General features: G+C 33.2%; 17 protein-coding genes. 1 reads left to right on the top strand and 16 read right to left on the bottom strand.

Annotated elements, in window-relative coordinates; translation table 11 throughout:
* Positions 1–73 precede the first annotated feature (73 nt).
* From ABH961_RS04870 to ABH961_RS04800, 15 genes are all read right to left on the bottom strand, one after another.
* Positions 74–520 (bottom strand): DUF6376 family protein, encoded by a 447-nt coding sequence (locus tag ABH961_RS04870; protein WP_404518970.1) that lies wholly within the window; start codon positions 518–520, stop codon positions 74–76.
* 89 nt (positions 521–609) lie between these two features.
* The gene (locus ABH961_RS04865; RefSeq protein ID WP_098847320.1) at positions 610–831 is read right to left on the bottom strand and encodes a hypothetical protein; all 222 of its coding nucleotides are present in this window, start codon (positions 829–831) and stop codon (positions 610–612) included.
* A 98-nt stretch (positions 832–929) separates the two neighbouring features.
* Positions 930–1,484, bottom strand: a complete 555-nt coding sequence (locus ABH961_RS04860) for an acyltransferase (RefSeq protein ID WP_404518968.1) — start codon at positions 1,482–1,484, stop codon at positions 930–932.
* Positions 1,477–2,607: a DegT/DnrJ/EryC1/StrS aminotransferase family protein gene (locus ABH961_RS04855; protein WP_098049242.1), complete on the bottom strand. Its 1,131-nt coding sequence runs from the start codon at positions 2,605–2,607 to the stop codon at positions 1,477–1,479. The genes ABH961_RS04860 and ABH961_RS04855 overlap by 8 nt, the downstream gene beginning before the upstream one ends.
* 19 nt (positions 2,608–2,626) lie before the next feature.
* Positions 2,627–5,188: a glycosyltransferase gene (locus tag ABH961_RS04850; RefSeq protein ID WP_404518966.1), complete on the bottom strand. Its 2,562-nt coding sequence runs from the start codon at positions 5,186–5,188 to the stop codon at positions 2,627–2,629.
* Positions 5,189–5,303: 115 nt separating this feature from the next.
* Entirely contained in the window at positions 5,304–6,443 is a 1,140-nt protein-coding gene (locus ABH961_RS04845) for a hypothetical protein (protein ID WP_098847318.1), read from the bottom strand.
* A gap of 163 nt (positions 6,444–6,606) precedes the next feature.
* Positions 6,607–8,331 carry a thiol reductant ABC exporter subunit CydC gene (gene cydC, locus ABH961_RS04840; RefSeq protein WP_098847317.1) on the bottom strand — a complete coding sequence of 575 codons (1,725 nt, stop codon included), beginning with the start codon at positions 8,329–8,331 and terminating at the stop codon, positions 6,607–6,609.
* 2 nt (positions 8,332–8,333) lie between these two features.
* Positions 8,334–10,049: a thiol reductant ABC exporter subunit CydD gene (gene cydD, locus ABH961_RS04835; protein WP_048543218.1), complete on the bottom strand. Its 1,716-nt coding sequence runs from the start codon at positions 10,047–10,049 to the stop codon at positions 8,334–8,336.
* Positions 10,049–11,065, bottom strand: a complete 1,017-nt coding sequence (gene cydB / locus ABH961_RS04830; RefSeq protein ID WP_000950075.1) for a cytochrome d ubiquinol oxidase subunit II — start codon at positions 11,063–11,065, stop codon at positions 10,049–10,051. Before cydB ends, cydD begins: the two co-directional genes overlap by 1 nt.
* Positions 11,052–12,455 (bottom strand): cytochrome ubiquinol oxidase subunit I, encoded by a 1,404-nt coding sequence (gene cydA / locus ABH961_RS04825; protein WP_404518964.1) that lies wholly within the window; start codon positions 12,453–12,455, stop codon positions 11,052–11,054. Before cydA ends, cydB begins: the two co-directional genes overlap by 14 nt.
* Before the next feature lie 616 nt (positions 12,456–13,071).
* Positions 13,072–14,127 (bottom strand): LLM class flavin-dependent oxidoreductase, encoded by a 1,056-nt coding sequence (locus tag ABH961_RS04820; protein WP_098049247.1) that lies wholly within the window; start codon positions 14,125–14,127, stop codon positions 13,072–13,074.
* Positions 14,128–14,210: 83 nt separating this feature from the next.
* Positions 14,211–14,654 carry a MarR family winged helix-turn-helix transcriptional regulator gene (locus ABH961_RS04815; RefSeq protein ID WP_098068217.1) on the bottom strand — a complete coding sequence of 148 codons (444 nt, stop codon included), beginning with the start codon at positions 14,652–14,654 and terminating at the stop codon, positions 14,211–14,213.
* A gap of 153 nt (positions 14,655–14,807) precedes the next feature.
* Positions 14,808–15,131: a carboxymuconolactone decarboxylase family protein gene (locus ABH961_RS04810; protein ID WP_098122774.1), complete on the bottom strand. Its 324-nt coding sequence runs from the start codon at positions 15,129–15,131 to the stop codon at positions 14,808–14,810.
* Between the two features lies 1 nt (position 15,132).
* A complete protein-coding gene (locus ABH961_RS04805) occupies positions 15,133–15,540 on the bottom strand; it encodes a tautomerase family protein (RefSeq protein WP_048543222.1) in 408 nt (135 codons plus the stop codon).
* A 41-nt stretch (positions 15,541–15,581) separates the two neighbouring features.
* Positions 15,582–16,130 carry a DUF4865 family protein gene (locus tag ABH961_RS04800; protein WP_000579910.1) on the bottom strand — a complete coding sequence of 183 codons (549 nt, stop codon included), beginning with the start codon at positions 16,128–16,130 and terminating at the stop codon, positions 15,582–15,584.
* Positions 16,131–16,250: 120 nt separating this feature from the next.
* On the opposite strand from ABH961_RS04800, the gene ABH961_RS04795 reads away from it, so the two are divergent.
* Entirely contained in the window at positions 16,251–17,039 is a 789-nt protein-coding gene (locus tag ABH961_RS04795; RefSeq protein WP_404518961.1) for a LysR family transcriptional regulator, read from the top strand.
* Positions 17,040–17,131: 92 nt separating this feature from the next.
* Here ABH961_RS04795 and ABH961_RS04790 read toward each other — a convergent pair whose 3' ends face one another.
* A complete protein-coding gene (locus ABH961_RS04790) occupies positions 17,132–18,085 on the bottom strand; it encodes a branched-chain amino acid ABC transporter permease (protein WP_141520038.1) in 954 nt (317 codons plus the stop codon).
* Positions 18,086–18,093: the final 8 nt, after the last annotated feature.

Here is an 18,093-nt window from a genome sequence, read left to right as displayed (position 1 = left end):
AGGAAGAAAATATTATAAACTTTCCATTAGAAAACAGAAAAAAGCTCCGTTCATCACAAACGGAGCCTTTTTATTATTGTCCTAAATTTTGAACCTTGTCTTTCAAATCACGAACTTGATCTATCGTCTGCATAAGCTCAGAGTTTTTAAATTGCTCTACATCCACTTTCCCTTCTTCTATCTTTGCCATCGCCGTATCAATTAATGTGTTTAACTTTTCGTTATATCCGACCATTTGCTGATGAAGATCCTTTGCTACATCAGGTGGTGTTAATTCATTGAAAGCGGGTATATCTTGTTTAATTTCACTAAGCTTCTTTTCTAATTCTTTTCGAGCTTCGCTATCATTAACGGCTTTTTCAGCTAATGCTGGTGCATCATTTGCAAATGCACTTATTTCATTTACGTAGTCTGTCGCTTTCTGAGCATAATCTAAAGAGTTCTTTCCTTGCTCTACTAGTGAACATCCCATTAAACCAATTGAAACTATAAATACTAATAAAATTGATTTGATTTTCATTTTAGACTCCCTTCGTCTTTATAATTGTCTACAATTTTCTCTATCATAACTTCTAGCCAAATTGCCTATCCCCTTTTTCAAATGACTATCTAGACTCTTACATGCCCTATTATCGTTACAACATCTATTTCTATATGTACGCTAATAATATCTTCAATTATATCCATATATCCTTGTCCTATAGCTGTTCCATAGTGTAATGTAAGCCCCTTCTTTTCATACACTGACTTTGGCACGGAAAAAATAAACCTCCTCAAGTTACTTTCATCAGCTGGTTCCATAATTAAAACAATCCCATCCTCATCAAACATATATGCTCGCCCTCCAACTTTACATTCACTATGGCTCAGTATTGCCTTTGTCAGCTAAATTTAAAACATAATAAGTTAAGATACAACTTTGCTGTATCCTAAAAATAAAAAGCATTTTCTGACTCTAGCATCTTTTTTTGACGAGGTTTTATTTTTTTTACGGGAACTCCAGCATAAATATACCAATCATCTAAACTCTCTTTTACCATACTCATCGCACCAACTGCTGTGCCTTCTCCTACAGTTACATTTGGAAAAATAATAGAATCAGCACCAATAATCGTATGCTTTTTTAAAATAACTTTTCCTGTTTTCACATTCCTATATTGATTCGGGACAGTTGGCCCCATTAATGTATTTCCACTGAAATCATCTAGTACTGCATATACGATTGTTTTAGCTGAGATATTTGCAAAGTCATACATTTCAATCCCAACTTCCCCTCCATATAACGCTGTATACGCTGATATATGCGAATAACTTCCAATTGTGATTTTACCACTTAAAATACAAAAATCATCAATTCTTACATTATTACCAACTGATATAACACCTGGATTATATATACTTGCTTTTTTACTAATCAATACATTTTTCCCAACAGATAAAAATCCAATTTTCTTTAGCTCTTCTTGACTATAAAAACTATTCATCTGCCGACACCACCTTCTGCCTTAAACAGATTACAATTTGTTCTACTATTTCTTTCGTCATTCCTTCCCATAAAGGTAAACTTACTATTCGTTTGGCTATTTTATTCGTTTCTATTAAATCTGTAGACTTATAAGTTCTAAAAAGAACTTGTTGGTGGCATGATGGTGAAAAGTATAATCTAGCTTCTATTTTCTGTTTTTTCAGTTCTTCTATTACTTGTATGTTGTGAACCTCTTCCGGACAAAGAATAGGCATAAATTGTTGAATAACTGCTTCTGTCTTTTGGAGTTTCCATCCTTTTTTCATTAATCCATTACTTTGTAACAATTGTTTATACCATTCAGAAATACGGGTGCGTTCTTTTAATTTTTGATTCCATTTTTTCATAGTCGCAATCCCAACAGCTGCCGCATATTCAGACATTTTACAATTAAACCCCATCATCGTACATTCACGATTTTTATCAAATCCGAAATTACCCATTCTTTTAATACGTTGTATATCTTCTTCCTTTTTACTATATATGAGCCCTCCTTCACCAATTCCGAACGGCTTTGTTGCATGAAAGCTATATACGATCATACCACTAAAATCCTGACCGTAATGCATACTTCCATTCATTAACCCAAATCCCGGTGCCGCATCTACGACAACCGGAATACCCTTTTTCTCTAATTCTTCATATTTTTCTAAGTCCATCCATGATCCAAAAGTTGCGTACGGGACAACAATAGCAACCTCTTCTTTTAATTCTTCAATCTTATCCCAAAGTACTGTTTTATCCATATACCAATCATCTATTGAAATATCAATAAAATACGGTTCCAATCCACACCAAATAGCCGCTAATGGAGTCGCAGGGAATGTAAAACTAGGCATGAGGGCATATTTTCCTTTTCTTCTTTTCTTAAGTTGAATAGCGGCCATTAACCCTAACGTTGCGTTTGCCACTGTTGTAACAGCGCCCCTGTTCTGAAAAAATTCCGACATAATTGTTTCTTCAAAACGTTGATTTATAGGTCCATAATTCGTATATATGTGAGATGTATCAATTTCCTTCAATTCGTCCAAATACTCAATTACAGGTACAGTTGAAGCACGCAAAAAAGGAATATTCTCCATATCTATCTATTCCTTCCTATCATTTTCGGACAATATAGAGCGTACCTGTCTCAGATAATCCAAATTTCCTAGCACTTTTCATTCCTTTTCTTTCAGCTACGTTATATAATTCCACCTTAAACCCTGCATTCATTAATCGTTGAATGAATCCCGATTGATTATAAATTCTCACATGATCTTCTTGACCAAAAGCTAATTTTCTCAATTGTGGTGTTACAATTAATTTATTTTCTATAATAGAATCTACATTCATTACGATTGGTACTTGAATAATTCCCCATCCATTTGGCTTTAATACTCTATATAACTCTCGCATTGCTTTGTCATCGTCAAGAACGTGTTCTAATACATGGCTACATAAAATTACATCAAAAGTATTACTATCATATGTAATGCTTGTAACGTCAATTTCCTTCATTAATGGATCCTTTGGTTCTATATCCCCACATACATACGTAATATTTTTATACTCGTTAAACCAATCTCTTAACTTCTCTTCAGGTGCAATATGAAGCATAGTGTATTCTCTACTTAACAAGTCCGTTTCCATTTCAATGTACGCACGATACAACCTTTCACGATCCATTGAACTACAAACTGGGCATATCCCTGTATCTTTATTCCACATCTCAAATTTATATTTCGGAAAATCATAATGTGCTGGCCAAGGTGAAAATTTTTCAAATTGCTGATTACAATATTGACAATAACAAGATTCTTTCTCAAACATATGAGCGACTAGCTTGTTTAACCCTTTTTTTATCTTTTCATTATAAATTTGATCTAGTTCCCCATTTCTTACCGCATCCTTAACTATAAATCCCGCATTTTCTAAACAATAAGATAAACTCTCTTTATAATCTCTCTCAGAACTTAAAAATCCACTATTATACGCATCTATAATTAATTCAATCCACTCTTCAATTGTCATTAAAATAAAATGTGTTTGTTTTTGATTTTGTCCACTATGTTGTCTAAAATAACTAAGAGGTTCTTGTATATAAACTACTTTTCCTTTCCTCATCATATCTAGCCAAGTTGCAATGTCATTAATAGAAGAATAAGCCTTTCCTTTAAAATACCCAAACTTCCCTTCAAACAAATCTCGATTAAACAGAACAGTTGTCGGCTCACCAACTATATTTTTTAAATTTTTTAATATGTAATTTCCTAATTCTTTTCCTTCAAAAAGTGTAGTTTCTTTCGCAATTTTCATATTCAATGTTGAGGGTGGTAATATCTCTCCATTCTCATCAATCAGTTCACGATATGACGTCACAAATGAAATATTTTCTAACGTCAAAAAGTATTTCATCATTCTCTCGATCTTTTCATGATGAAATAAGTCATCATCTAATAAAAAGTTTATATAATCCCCGTTCGCAAGTTCTATACACTTATTAAAGTTTTCAGCAACTAACGGAGTTTCATTTTTAGCATATGTAATACACTCATATTCACGTAAATACGGTTGAATCATAGCATTAACTTCATTATTTGTACTGTCGTCAGAAATAATAATTTCAATATTTTCATATGTTTGATTCAGTGCGCTATTGAGCGCTAATTCCAAGTAATAAGGTCTATTGTACGCGGGAATAAGTATACTTACTTTTGGTAAAGGAGAATTATTATTTATATGTTGTTTTTTCTTTTCTATGTTTATTTTCTTTCTCCTAATTTTTTGATAATAGTCTAATGTATACAATATCGATGATGGAACTATCCTTCTTGCATAATCTAGAAAACTAGTTATCGCTTTGTCTAATTCTTTTTCGTCGGATAAGAAACCATATTTTTTTCCTGCTATAATACTATGTGAAAAATCTTCTAACCCATCCATCATTTTATTAGATTCATTTAACTGTTGATCTGGATGTAATCGAAAGTAACTAAGTGTCTCTGCTATATATACTGCTTTTCCTTTACTTAATAAAGATAACCATGAAGCTATATCTACGTTACATAGATACCGCCTCTTATCAAAAATCCCATACGGTTCTTGTAAATCATTTTTACGAAATAAAACTGTTGTCGGTTCTCCAATATAATTTTTTTGATCCACAATTACCCTATTTGCTAATTCTATTCCCTCTATAATCGTATCCTCTTCAAATAAACGGACAGTTGAATAAATATGTCGTAGTTCTTTCCCTTTATCATCAATTACTTGGCGATGAGATGTTACAAGCTTAATTTCATTATCTAGATCATTCAAAAAATACTTCATCATTTTTTCAATTTTATTCACGTGAAATATATCATCATCCATTAAAAAATTTACATACTCACCGTTCGTTTCATTAAATAACATTAGCGCATTTTCAAATTGTCCGAGAGTTGACCTGTTTTTTATATAAATAATATTTGAATGATTACATAAGTATTTTTGTAACACCTTTTCTGTTTCGTCATTCGTACTATCATCTCCAACTATAATTTCTATATTAGGATACGTTTGTTCTAACACACTACATAATGCCTTTTCAAAGTAGCGAGGTCGATTATACGTAGGAATTAACACACTTACCAACGGAAGTTGATCTACCACCTCTACAGTTCTTTCAATACGCGTTCTCATTTTACTCTCTCACCTCTTCGCATATTAATTGTATACGCGATGCAAAAATCACATTACTTTAACTGTATGGAGCCTATATACTTTTATGCAAATATGAATCGAAATATCATACTTTTCATTCCTGAATAAACATATTTAATAACGCGGACATTTTATTTGCACCTTTTTTATTCATATGATCACTATCATAAAAATCTTCATCACAAAATAATGGTGAATCAAATAAATCTATGATTTGAAAAGAATATTGTGCTTGAAAATCATTTATAACTTTATAAAAATCTTCTTTTAATTTCTTACTACTACAATTGAAATAATGTGAAGTAACAGGGAAGACAACAATTAGTGGCTTTATATCATTTTTTAACAGTAATTCTAAATATGTTTTAAAAATCGTTTTATTTTCAATTAAAGTATGAGGATACGACAATTTAGCATGTGAAGCTGCTCTCATTTTCCCATGTTCTTCAAAAGGAATATGAAGGGGAGTAGTATTCCATTCAGCATTTATCCAAGGTAGTATCAATGATTCATCTTTTAGTTCGTCTAATAAAATATATTCAAAATGCAAAATAAAAATAGAAAAAAGTGGTTTCGGACTATCTAGATGTGAGAATCCATCAGTAGGTAGAGGAGAATGAACTACAGTATGATGACCGTCTTGAAACAATGGATAATATACTTTGTGAATTCTATATGCTTCAGATGATAACGACATGTCAAAGTAAAAAGAGAAATAGGCTATTCCTATCAAACAATATTGAAATGAATGATCGTTTGATAGAAGTTGTGACGCTATTAAATAATCATAGTATAGATCTTGCGATGGAAGTGTTAATTTTATTGACTTTTTTGAGAGGAGCTCCGTACTTATGCCACAATGCGGATAAGACAAACCGGTAGCAAACAATTCATATGTGGGATCACTCTTTACTTTTTTCATAGACATGTATAAAAACATAAGATCCGGATTTATTTGATATATAGAAATTAATTTATTCCTCCATTCATACATGTATTTTGTTAAATTAATAATTTTTTTACTTTGCACACCCTTGTTTATCAATTCATTTGTAAGTTTTTCTGCGTCCACTCTCCAAATGACTATATATTGAAAAGAATTTTCTATACGGACAATAGTTGAAACGTCTACAACATGAACTATTGTTTTACATTTATTTTTGTCTAATGCATTTTGAATCCTTACCCCTAATACTTCATCACTTAAAACAATAATTTTATACTGCTCCTTCATGTATATCCCCCTCCATTATATGTATAATATGAAATTCATTTTTCATTCATAATGATCATATACATCTGCAATCCAACATTAAAAAAGAATAGAATATTCATTTCAAAACAAAAATAGCTCCACCATTTGGCGTAGCTATTTTTACAATTATTACTTATTCAAACTATATTCCTTTATCTAACTCATAAAGCTTTCGATACTTCTCGTTTTCTTTCAGAAGTTGTTCATGACTGCCTTGCATCACAATTTGACCACGATCAAGGAATATAACTTCATCTACATGTTCAATTCCTACAAGATGGTGTGTAATCCAAATAACAGTCTTTTCTTCTGTTGCAGAAAACATTGTTTCTATTAAAGATAGTTCTGTCTTTGGATCTAAGCCGATCGTAGGTTCATCAAGTACAATAATTGGAGCCTCTTGCATTAGCGTTCTAGCAAAAGCAACCCGTTGTCTTTCTCCACCAGAAAACCTTTTTCCCATTTCATGCATTTTTGTTTGCAATCCATCTGGAAGAGAAGCTATATGCGAAGCTAATTGTGCTTTCTCTAAAGCTGTCCATATCTCTTCATCCGTAGCCTCTGGTTTACCGATTCGTACATTATTTCCAATTGTCGTATCGAATAAATGCGGCTTTTGATTCAATACAGAAATATATTTTGATAAAAGATTCGTATGAGCATGTTCACTATGCAATAAAACTTCACCATGTAACGGGCTTAGCGCACCTGCTAACAATTTTAACAAAGTAGATTTTCCTGTTCCACTTCTTCCTAAAATGGCGATTTTCTTTCCTGCCTTTATTTGCAGTGATACTTCTTTCAATACAAACTCATTACTATCTGGGTAACGATACGATACATTATTTAATTCAATGTCTATATATTTTGATGCAACATAATCTTTATCCTCATGTAATTCCTTTTCATCCTGTAAAACATCATTAGCTTCTACTTTATTTAGACGATGAGCAGATTCTACATATGATGGAATTCGATCGATAGCATCTGAAAATGGAATTAACGCATTTGTCACAGATAACGTCATTAAGACGAAAGCCGCAATAACGGTAGGTGCAATCTGTTCACTTGCTGCCTCATTTCCAGTCCATATGATCATTGAAATAACTACGATCCCCACTACTAATTGAATGATACTGTCCCGAATATGATTCCAGCGCTTCATTCTTTTTTCCGTTTTTAACAACTGAGCATTTTGCTCTACATACTTATCAATGAATTCATCTTTTCTACCACTTGCTTGCCAATCAGATAACCCAAAAACAGCGTCTGTTAGTTGTTGATACAAACGGCTTCTTCCTTGCTTTAAAGTAACATGATGTTGCTTCATTAAGAGTAATGATACAAACGGAAGAAGAAAAACGATAATAGCCAACATACATGCTGCAATAAGTGCAAATACTACGTCAAATGCTCCGATAACAAGTACGAATATGCTATATACAACTAATGCTAATAGACTAGGAAATATTGTACGTAAATATAGGTTTTGCAAATGCTCTATATCTTCGGATAATATACCTAACATATCGCCCGTTTGAAATCGTGAACGGAAAAATAACGCCTGCGGTTCTACTATTCTGTATAGTTTCGTTCTCATCTTTTCTAATATGCGTAGTACGACATCGTGTCCAACTAAACGCTCTAAATAATGAAATACCGCTTGTCCAATACTAAACGCACGTGTTGCAACGATAGGAACATATACAGCCATTACATTTTCTGGTCTAAGAGCAGATTTAGAGATTAAATAACCTGAAATGAAAAGTAACATCGCACCTGAACTAACTCCAAGAAGACCAAGGAAAATAGTTAAAGTCATTCTACCTTTATTTTGCTGTATATAAGGTTTAATCCAGTTACTCATCTCTATCCCCTCTCTTTCCTTTGAAAATGTAATGCCTCATTCTTTAAAAGTTCTTCATACGTGCCGCTTTTTATCATTTCCCCTTTATTTAAAATAAGAATATGATCCATCTGTTTCATCCAGTGAAGACGATGTGTTGCAAGAAATACTAGCTTACCTTCAAACAGACGTAACATCGCTTGCTTTATTTCAAATTCAGTTTCAATATCAAGATGTGCTGTAGGCTCGTCTAATAAAATAATTGGCTTTTTGCTTAGAAGTGCACGCGCCATAGCGACACGTTGTTCTTGCCCGCCACTAAGCATACGTCCACCTTCTCCAATTCTTTCATACATCCCGTTCGGAAGCGATGTAACGAGTGAACGAAGACCAACTTCATTAATAACTCTTTCCACTTCTGCATCAGCTGTATTTGTTTCATAGAAACAAATGTTATCTTTTAATGAAAGCGGGAAAATATAAGGTTGCTGCGGAATATAAGCAATATTCTTTTGCCAATCTTCTCGAGTAGACCCGTCAATTTTCACACCATTTATTATCAGATTTCCACCCGAAGGAGTTAAAAATCCTGCTAATACGTCAATTAACGTCGATTTCCCTGCCCCACTTTCACCAATTACACCTATAGCGCCGGTGCCTTTCCAAGTAAAATCAATTCCCTCTAATATAGCTTTTTCAGATTCATTATTCTTTACTTTTACATCTTGTAATTTCAAGTTACTAGAGGCATTCCATATTAAACCTACATTAGATTCTTTCGTTCCTATTTCTTTTTGTTGCTGTAAAATCTCTTCTATTTGCTCCATTGCAAGTTGTCCATCTAACGTAGCATGATAATTCGCTCCAACTTGTTTAATTGGCAGAAAATATTCCGGAGCTAAAATTAAAATCGTAAGGGCTGGCAATAGTACAATTGTCCCATCTATTAAACGGATCCCTAATCCCACCGCCACAAATGCGATGGATAAGCTCGTAAAGAAATCTAATGCAAAAGAAGAAAGAAAAGCAACTCGCAAAGTACGCATCGTTGCTTTTCTATACCTTTTACTTACTTTTTCAATCTTTCCTTCGTGTTGTTTACTTTTCCCTAAATACTTTAATGTTTCTAATCCTTTTAACGTATCTACAAAATGATTAGAAAGTACTCGATATGTTTCATATTGGCTATCCGCCATTTTCTGCGCTGCTAATCCTAGTAGGATCATAAATGTAATTACGATAGGAATCGTTACAACTAAAATGATTCCAGACTCAATATCTAACGTAAAAACATATAGTACAATTAGTCCCGGTACGATACTACTTCTAATCATTTTAGGGATTGTTAATTCAATATATGTTTTAAATTTCTCAATACCTTCAATCGATAAGGTAACCAGATGACCTGTTCCAGCAGTTTGAACATATCGTGGACCTAATGTGAAATACGCCTCTATTAATTGTTTTCGCAGTAGCGATCCTGTTTTTTCAGCGAAACGTTCCACTAATATTTGCGAAATTCGAACTAGCATATGACGTACTGCAAACGTGATTCCAAAATAAACCGTTTCATTTAACACAGATTGCACTGTTTCTCCTTGAAATAAAAACGTAATAGCCCGTGCTAAAAACACTGTTTGCCCAATAATACTTATAGCTTCTAAAATGCTAATGATTGTTAACACTACATATAAAACTCGGCTACCAGGATACGATGGAAGTCCTCTTTTTCTTTTCATTAGTACTCCAAATCTTTATCTGACTTAACAGGTTGTCTAAACACATAGAAACTCCATATTTGACTTCCCAAAACAAATGGCAATATAGCAATTGAAAAATACGTCATCAGTTTTAGTGCATAATCTCCCGATGCTGCATTATAAATTGTTAAATCGTATATTGACCCTAACGAGCTAATTAAGACACGTGGGAACATGCCAGCAAACACACTCGCACTTAGTAAAATGATTGTTAAACTTGTCATAACGAAAGCCCAACCATCTCTTCTTCTTTTATTTAATAATGTTGACGCACATAATGCTACAAAAGCTCCGATCGGAACCATAATCCACTCTGTACCATGACCAGTGAATATATCTGTTTTCCATAACCCTACACCGGCAAAAATAAGAAGTGCTATAATTGCAAGCGGTGCAATTTTCAACGCAGCAATACGTGCACGTTCTCTTAACTTACCAGTTGTACGTATAGTAAGGAATTGCAATCCGTGAACAATACAGAGCAGAAGGAACATAACTCCTCCAAGTAATGCAAATGGATGAAGTAATGGTAAGAATCCACCTACAGCATTTTTCGTTTCATCAATTGGAATACCTACCATAAAGTTAGCAATTGCAACTCCCCAAAGAACAGGCGGTAGTAAACTTCCTAAAAACATACCCCAATCCCAAAAACCTTTCCATTTATGATTGTCTATTTTCGCACGGAATTTAAAGGAAACCCCTCTTATAATTAAAGCAAGAAGCATAAATACAAACGGAATGTAAAACCCGCTAAATAAAGTTGCATACCAGTGCGGGAATGCTGCGAACATAGCCCCACCTGCACAAACAAGCCATACTTCATTCGCGTGCCAAAATGGACCAATTGTATTTAAGTAAATTCTTTTCTCTAAATCGTTTTCCCCTAAAAACCTTGAAACTATACCTACACCGAAATCGAAACCTTCAAGTACAAAGAAGCCTACGAATAAAACTGCAATAATGATAAACCACAACTCATTAAGAGATAACATACTCTTCCTCCTTATCAAATGGATCATGGCTTTGAGAATCCGGTTTCGCTTTCTTATTCTCATGTCCTTTAATAATACGAACGAATAAGTAAATAGTGATTCCACCTATAATTAAATATAGTGATGTGAATGAAACTAAAGAGAATAATACTTCTCCGAACGTAACATTTGGAGATACAGCATCTTCCGTTTTCATAACACCGAAAACTACCCAAGGCTGACGTCCCATTTCAGTCATAATCCATCCTACTGTATTACCGATAAACGGTAGTGCAATTGCATACACCATTAATTTTAAATACCAAGTTTTTTCAGCTAAACGATCTTTTCTTGATAAGAACCATCCGTATGCTCCTAGAAGAAGCATAAATGTTCCACTCATTACCATCGCTCTAAAACTCCAGAACATAGTGTGTACTGGCGGTATATAATCTCCAGGCCCATATTTTTCTTCATATTGTTTTTGAATTTGATTCATCCCTTCTACTTGACCGCTAAATTTATCATATGATAATAGACTTAGCATATAAGGGATTTGAATTTCAAACGAATTTTCTTGCTTCTCTGCATCAATTTTCGCAAATACTGTAAATGGCGCTGGATCCTCACTCGTATTCCATAACGCTTCAGCTGCTGCCATTTTCATTGGATGCGTCTTAATTAATTGTTGTGCTTGCGCATGACCGAAGAATAATACTAGCGCAGTTGTAAGTGTTCCAACAATGATAGAAATGCGGAACGATTTTTTAAACACTTCAGTTTCTTGAGATTTCGTTATTTTCCATGCACTCACACCTGCAATAAAGAAGGCACCAGTTGCAATCGCCGCTGTAATTGTATGCGGGAATTGTACCCATAATTGTGGGTTTTGAATAATCGCTAAGAAATCATTCATTTGTGCACGTCCATCTGCTGCCATTTCATATCCTACTGGCGATTGCATAAATGCACTTGCAGTTAAAATCCAAAATGCTGATAACATTGTTCCAATTGAAAGGAGCCAAATACATAACAAGTGAATTCGCTTCGATAATTTGTCCTCACCGAATACCCATAAACCTAGGAATGTAGACTCTATGAAAAATGCTAATAAGCCTTCAATTGCAAGTGATGGACCAAACACATCACCTACGAAACGTGAATATGTTGACCAGTTCATGCCAAACTGGAATTCTTGTAAAATACCAGTTACTACACCTACCGCAAAGTTAACTAGGAATATTTGTGTCCAAAACTTCGTCATCTTCTTATAAATTTCTTGTCCCTTTACCACGTATAACGTTTGCATTAACGCAATGATAAAAGCTAAACCAATAGACAGCGGAACAAAAAAGTAATGGAAAATCGTTGTTGATGCGAATTGTATTCGTGCCAATTCGAGCGTTTCCATACTACAATCACTTCCTTCATAATTTTTTATATCGTAATTTCAATTGAGTTGTATGAATAAAACAACTCAAATCTTAGAAATATAGAAAGATAAATTTGTTTATGTACTTTTAGAAAATATAATTTTTCAGTTTTCAAGATAATTACAAAAAAATTTCTCATAAAATTTACCTTTTCACTATTTCAGTAGTGTTTTATCCGTTAATCGAATTGTATAATATACCTGCATAGTAAATTCAGCTGATTTTTGACGTATTATTGACATCATTTTGTCTGAAATATGTCTTTTGTAATTTTTTTGAATTAGATTTTTCTCATTACTAAAATGTATTTTTTTAATATAAGACTTACTTTCGTATCAATAAAACAATCATTTCTCTCTACATACACTTGACTTTTTCATAAAAAAATGTCCTCTTTACCAATGAAGAAATCAGTTATTTTTTTGTCAAGAGAAAAATGCATTTCTAAAATTCAAACACAAAATAATGTTATTCAAAAATAGAAAATCCCTTCCCTCTTTCCAGACTAAAAATTCATTTTTTTGCCATTTTTTCAAACTAAATTAATACATAAAAAAATACCGAGAATCGATTAGACTCTCGGTATTTTTCAAATTATTTTGCTGTATGTTTTCTAATAGCCGGTAAAATTTCAGTAGCAATTAATTCAATGTTTTTCTCAATTTTATTAAGTGGTACGCCACCAAAATCAATTTGTGCCATAAAACGTTGTTGCCCAAATAATTCATATTGGTAAAGCATTTTTTCAATAATTTGTTGCGGGCTACCAACCATTAATGCGTCACGGTAATCTACTGCATTTGTGAATTGTTGCTTCGGATACCCACCACCGCGCAGTGTAAGCATACCAGCATTAATATGAGGATAGTATTCACTAAATGCATCTTGTGAATTTTTTGCTGTATAAAATAAACTCGTTGTTGCAACTGGCAAACTTGCTGGATTAAATCCACTTTGCGCCGCAGCCTCTCGGTAAGCATCTACCGATCCTTTAAAGTTAATAGCTGGGCCACCTAGTGTTGTTATCATCATTGGTACACCCGCACGTCCCGCTTTAATCGCACTAGCTGGTGGGCCACCAACTGCACGCCAAATTGGTAAGTTATTATTTTTCGCTCTCGGAATAACCGATGCATGTGCAAGCGGCGCTCTGAACTGTCCGTTCCATGTTACATGTTCCTCTTTATTAATTTTTAATAAAAGATCCATTTTCTCTTCGAATAATTCTTCATAATCATTCACGTCATAACCAAGTAAACTATATCCCCCAATACGAGATCCACGACCAGCTACGATTTCTGCACGTCCATTAGAAATTAAGTCAATTGTAGCAAAGTCCTCATATACTCGTACCGGATCAGATGTACTTACTATCGTTGCTGAACTTGCAATTTTTATATTTTTCGTAGCTTGTGCAATAGCTCCTAAAATAACTGTATGAGCTTGTGTTGTAAAATGCGTTTGATGACTTTCACCGACAGCAAATACATCAAGTCCAGATTCATCCGCTAACTTTGCTGTTTCAATTAATTCATGAATTCTTTGTTCTGCACTAACTTTTTCTCCGTTATGTGGATTTAAAACATGATCCCCAATTGAATATAATCCAAACTCTATTCCTTTACTTGTATCCATACGGTATTTTTCCATAGTTGCTCTCTCCTTTAATTCAGTCGTATTCATTTTCTTCAATCACCTGTCACTTGATTAGTCAATTGATGGTGTAAAAAAAATTACTCTTGCGGCAATTCTTTTTTTTCACTATGCTTATGAACTCTCGTCATCAGCTCGTATAATATTTTCTGCTCTTCTTCATTTAATACATCATCAAAAAACGATGATTGAAATGCAAGTTGCTCTGGCAATGCTCTCTCTAAAGCTGATTCCCCTTGCTCTGTAAGACTAATTGTTTTCGTTTTCCAGTCTTGTTTTCGCACAATATATCCTTCTTTTTCAAGACGAGTTAACATTCGAGAAATACCGCCTTGTGTAACAGTTACCTTTTCAGCTAACTCCATTTGCGTTAGTGGTTGATACGTACGTATTTGCAAAAGCACATCGAATTGAGCTGTCGTTAAATCAAAACGTTTTAAAAACTCATTTGACATCTGATTACTTTGGTTCGTAAATCGTATTAAACGTAACCATATTAATGATCCTATCGTATTATCACGCATATTTGATCACTTCCTATCGTGAATCTTACTATCACTTTACTACGCAAGTGATAAAAAAGCAAGAGAAAAAGTGAAAAATATCTCATTAGAGTATTGCATAAATAACGATAAGAAAGAATTCATATTTAAATGAATTCTTTCTTATCGTTATTCTTAACTTTCCATTTCATTCATTGCTATATTTAAAGCTCCCACTGCTTTGGGCCAACCAACATAAAAAGCCATATGTGTTATTAATGCGATCATTTCATTTTCTCCAATTCCATTTTGTTTGGCCAGTCGCAAATGAAATGGTAATTGTTCTATATGACCAAGACTGATTAATACCGACACTGTACATAAACTTCTTTCTCTTAATGTTAAAGTGTCATCCCGCCACACTTCCTCGAACAATATCTCTTCACTATAATGAGCAAATGCAGGTGCCATTTCTTTCATTCTCTCTTGAATACAATATTTAATTGATTCATTCATCATTTCACTCTCCCTTCACTTTTACCAATTGTGCCAATCCTTGACCAAATGACCAATTTTCAGCAGATGTCTCATTTAGCGTAATAAAAATATCTGCACTTTTTATACTAGAACATTCAGAAACCTTCGAGGATATCGACTGATACAGATCACTTTTCTGTTTTATCGTTCTTTCCGGTCCACATGTAATAGAAATATAAATCATATTCTCTGTTCTCTTTTCTCCTCTTTCTAATAAATAATATGGATTATATAAAAAGTGATTTTGTTGATAAGGTAAAAACAGTTGAAAATAATCATTTTCAAGGATGTTAAAATGTTCAATTAATGACAGATGAATACATTCACCTATCTTTTTCAACTCTTCTTTATTTAATATATTTTCATGATAATAAACGTTCACAAAAGGCATACATATTCATTCCTTTTTCCTAATTTAACTTCAACAAATTTTCATCGTGAAATGTGCAAAATCTCATATACTGTAACACCTTTATTTGTTACCATTTCAGGCTTTTCTTCATAAAAATTAAACTGACTATACCTCCATTTATCTGGATTATAAATGATTACATTTCCTAAACACTTTTCTATATTTTGTACATATTCATTCATAGTTTTTAATTGAGTCTCCCTCAGTGAATTACTTTGAGAAATACTCCCTACATATTCAACCACATACTTACATTTCTTAAAATCATCCTTTAGATTAACAACTAATGGAGCACCTATATTTATTTGTTGCCACCCAAAAGATTGTAAAATATTATCGTAATACCCTTCAAAGATAAATTTGTTCATTCCTTCATGGCCATTCCAAATATATAAAGGTGCATAACAGTTATAGAAATTCCCATGCTTACCTGCCTCAGTCATTAAATATGCTTTGAAATTCAATTCTTGAAAACCATCCGTTTTATACCCATTATCCTTTACCCTTTTCTTAATAATCTCCATATCATAATCTTTTGGCAAAATGACCTTATATTGCATTCCAATCATGTTTATCACTCACTTTCCATCTTATATACACAATGATAAGGCGATGATTGACTAACGTAAAATAGGTATAAATTATGTTTGGTATCATTTATAATGATATCGTATAAGGGGCTGTGATAAATGGAAATAAATGATCTTATTATATTCAAAACTGTAGCTAGCGAAGGTTCTATTAGTAAAGCTGCGAAAGAGTTAGGGTATGTTCAACCAAACGTAACTGAGCGAATCAAAAAATTAGAACAAGAGTTAGAAACACCTTTACTACATAGAGATAACAAAGGCGTTTCCTTGTTACCTTCTGGTGACATTTTATTAGACTACACGAATCAAATATTAACTCTAGTAGAAGAAGCAAAAGATAAAATTAAAACGAATGGTTCTTCTTATATAATTGCGACGTCACAATCTATTTTGACTAATTATGTAAGTAAGCGTATTAAAGAAAATTTCAGGAATTATCAAATATATGTAGAAAATAGTAGTCATTTACAAAAATTATTGCAACAACAAAAGGTTGATATGGTCATCACTTATGAGGATGATCCCAACGCAGCTTTTAAAAAAGTATTTACTACTTCAATGTCTGTAGGCTTATTAAAAGCGAAAGAAACACGAACCATTGACTATTCAAAGGAACTCTTCTTCGTTAGTAATGACAAAAAGTGCCCTTTTAGAAATAAGACGTTACAATTTCTAAAAGAAAATCATTTATCTCAGCGTCAACTTCAACAATTAGATTCTTATTCGCTTATGGAAGAGTTTATTCAGGATGGAAAAGGAATAGCCTTTTTGCCGATTAGAAATGATACATTGGTACCAATTGAAAATGTTCCAATTGAGAAATTAGCTGTTCATTTTTTTACAAATCAAAACTCTTTAAAACAAATCCCTGATGAACTATTTGATTAATATAATAGCTATAAACTAATTACATACACTAATAAAAATCCCTCCTTTACGAATTTAAAAGAGGGATTTTTATATTCTATACAATTGATTTTTCACACATTTTGCTCCACTTTTGCACTTTTCTCCTTCTTACTCTGTTTCACATTCTTCAGTCTCTTAATCGTGCCAACTAATCCTTTCGGAAAAACTAACAAGACGATAATGTACAATAAACCAAGAATAATTGTCCATCTTTCAAAAATCGGATACGCTGTGGCTAGTTCTGATAAATAATATTTCAGTGATTCAATAATTCCAGCTCCAGCAATTGCTCCAATTAACGTTCCAACGCCTCCAATCATTGTCATCAATAATGCATTTAATGTCATTTCAATTGAAAATACAGTCGTATTAACAAAGCGTAGTGTGATAACAAATAAACCACCGCTAATTGTAGCAACTACTCCTGCAACAATACTAGCAATAATTTTATAATGAAGAACTTTATATCCTAATGCTTCAACACGTTGCTCATTTTGTGAAATTGCCTTTAATACTTTTCCAATAGAAGATTTTGTGAAAAGACGTAACAGAATAAAAATGACAATTAAACATATAAGTGTTACATAATAAAACGTAAAACGATCACGGAATAAGTCTGGTACACCAAATGTAAAACCGTCTCCTCCGTGAGTAAGCCCGCGCCACTTTTCAGCAAGTACGAAAAACAACTGTGAAATAGCAAGTGTTAACATTGCATAAAAATGACTTTTCAGCCGTAACGAAAGCAAACCGATTATATAACTAACAATTGCTGAAATGATAATTGCAGCTACTATCCCTATTAAAAAGTTCGTTACGGATACTCCTTGCCGATCAAATAAAAGTGCTACCCCATATGCTCCTATACCAAAGAACATACAATGGCCGAACGATACAATTCCTGTATACCCAAGCAATACATCAAAACTCATTGCAAAAATAGCAAAGATGAAGATTTGAGTGAACAAAATTAACAAGCTCCGTGAATCATTTACGAATGGAAATACACTTAAACAAATGAGCATACATACTC

Source organism: Bacillus sp. RC251 (genome assembly GCF_044908765.1).
Lineage (GTDB): Bacteria > Bacillota > Bacilli > Bacillales > Bacillaceae_G > Bacillus_A > Bacillus_A wiedmannii.
Note: the sequence above shows the minus strand (reverse complement) of the source record. Positions and strands in the feature narration are given on the sequence as shown.

Bases quoted from the DNA above. Each gene is read 5' to 3' on its own strand.
- ABH961_RS04860 (WP_404518968.1), bottom strand. From the start codon at position 1,484: ATGAATAGTTTTTATAGTCAAGAAGAGCTAAAGAAAATTGGATTTTTA.
- ABH961_RS04795 (WP_404518961.1), top strand. From the start codon at position 16,251: ATGGAAATAAATGATCTTATTATATTCAAAACTGTAGCTAGCGAAGGT.
- cydC (WP_098847317.1), bottom strand. From the start codon at position 8,331: ATGAGTAACTGGATTAAACCTTATATACAGCAAAATAAAGGTAGAATG.
- ABH961_RS04800 (WP_000579910.1), bottom strand. From the start codon at position 16,130: ATGATTGGAATGCAATATAAGGTCATTTTGCCAAAAGATTATGATATG.
- ABH961_RS04815 (WP_098068217.1), bottom strand. From the start codon at position 14,654: ATGCGTGATAATACGATAGGATCATTAATATGGTTACGTTTAATACGA.
- cydB (WP_000950075.1), bottom strand. From the start codon at position 11,065: ATGTTATCTCTTAATGAGTTGTGGTTTATCATTATTGCAGTTTTATTC.
- ABH961_RS04820 (WP_098049247.1), bottom strand. From the start codon at position 14,127: ATGGAAAAATACCGTATGGATACAAGTAAAGGAATAGAGTTTGGATTA.
- cydA (WP_404518964.1), bottom strand. From the start codon at position 12,455: ATGGAAACGCTCGAATTGGCACGAATACAATTCGCATCAACAACGATT.
- ABH961_RS04845 (WP_098847318.1), bottom strand. From the start codon at position 6,443: ATGAAGGAGCAGTATAAAATTATTGTTTTAAGTGATGAAGTATTAGGG.
- ABH961_RS04810 (WP_098122774.1), bottom strand. From the start codon at position 15,131: ATGATGAATGAATCAATTAAATATTGTATTCAAGAGAGAATGAAAGAA.
- ABH961_RS04790 (WP_141520038.1), bottom strand. From the start codon at position 18,085: ATGCTCATTTGTTTAAGTGTATTTCCATTCGTAAATGATTCACGGAGC.
- ABH961_RS04870 (WP_404518970.1), bottom strand. From the start codon at position 520: ATGAAAATCAAATCAATTTTATTAGTATTTATAGTTTCAATTGGTTTA.
- ABH961_RS04855 (WP_098049242.1), bottom strand. From the start codon at position 2,607: ATGGAGAATATTCCTTTTTTGCGTGCTTCAACTGTACCTGTAATTGAG.
- cydD (WP_048543218.1), bottom strand. From the start codon at position 10,049: ATGAAAAGAAAAAGAGGACTTCCATCGTATCCTGGTAGCCGAGTTTTA.
- ABH961_RS04850 (WP_404518966.1), bottom strand. From the start codon at position 5,188: ATGAGAACGCGTATTGAAAGAACTGTAGAGGTGGTAGATCAACTTCCG.
- ABH961_RS04865 (WP_098847320.1), bottom strand. From the start codon at position 831: ATGTTTGATGAGGATGGGATTGTTTTAATTATGGAACCAGCTGATGAA.
- ABH961_RS04805 (WP_048543222.1), bottom strand. From the start codon at position 15,540: ATGCCTTTTGTGAACGTTTATTATCATGAAAATATATTAAATAAAGAA.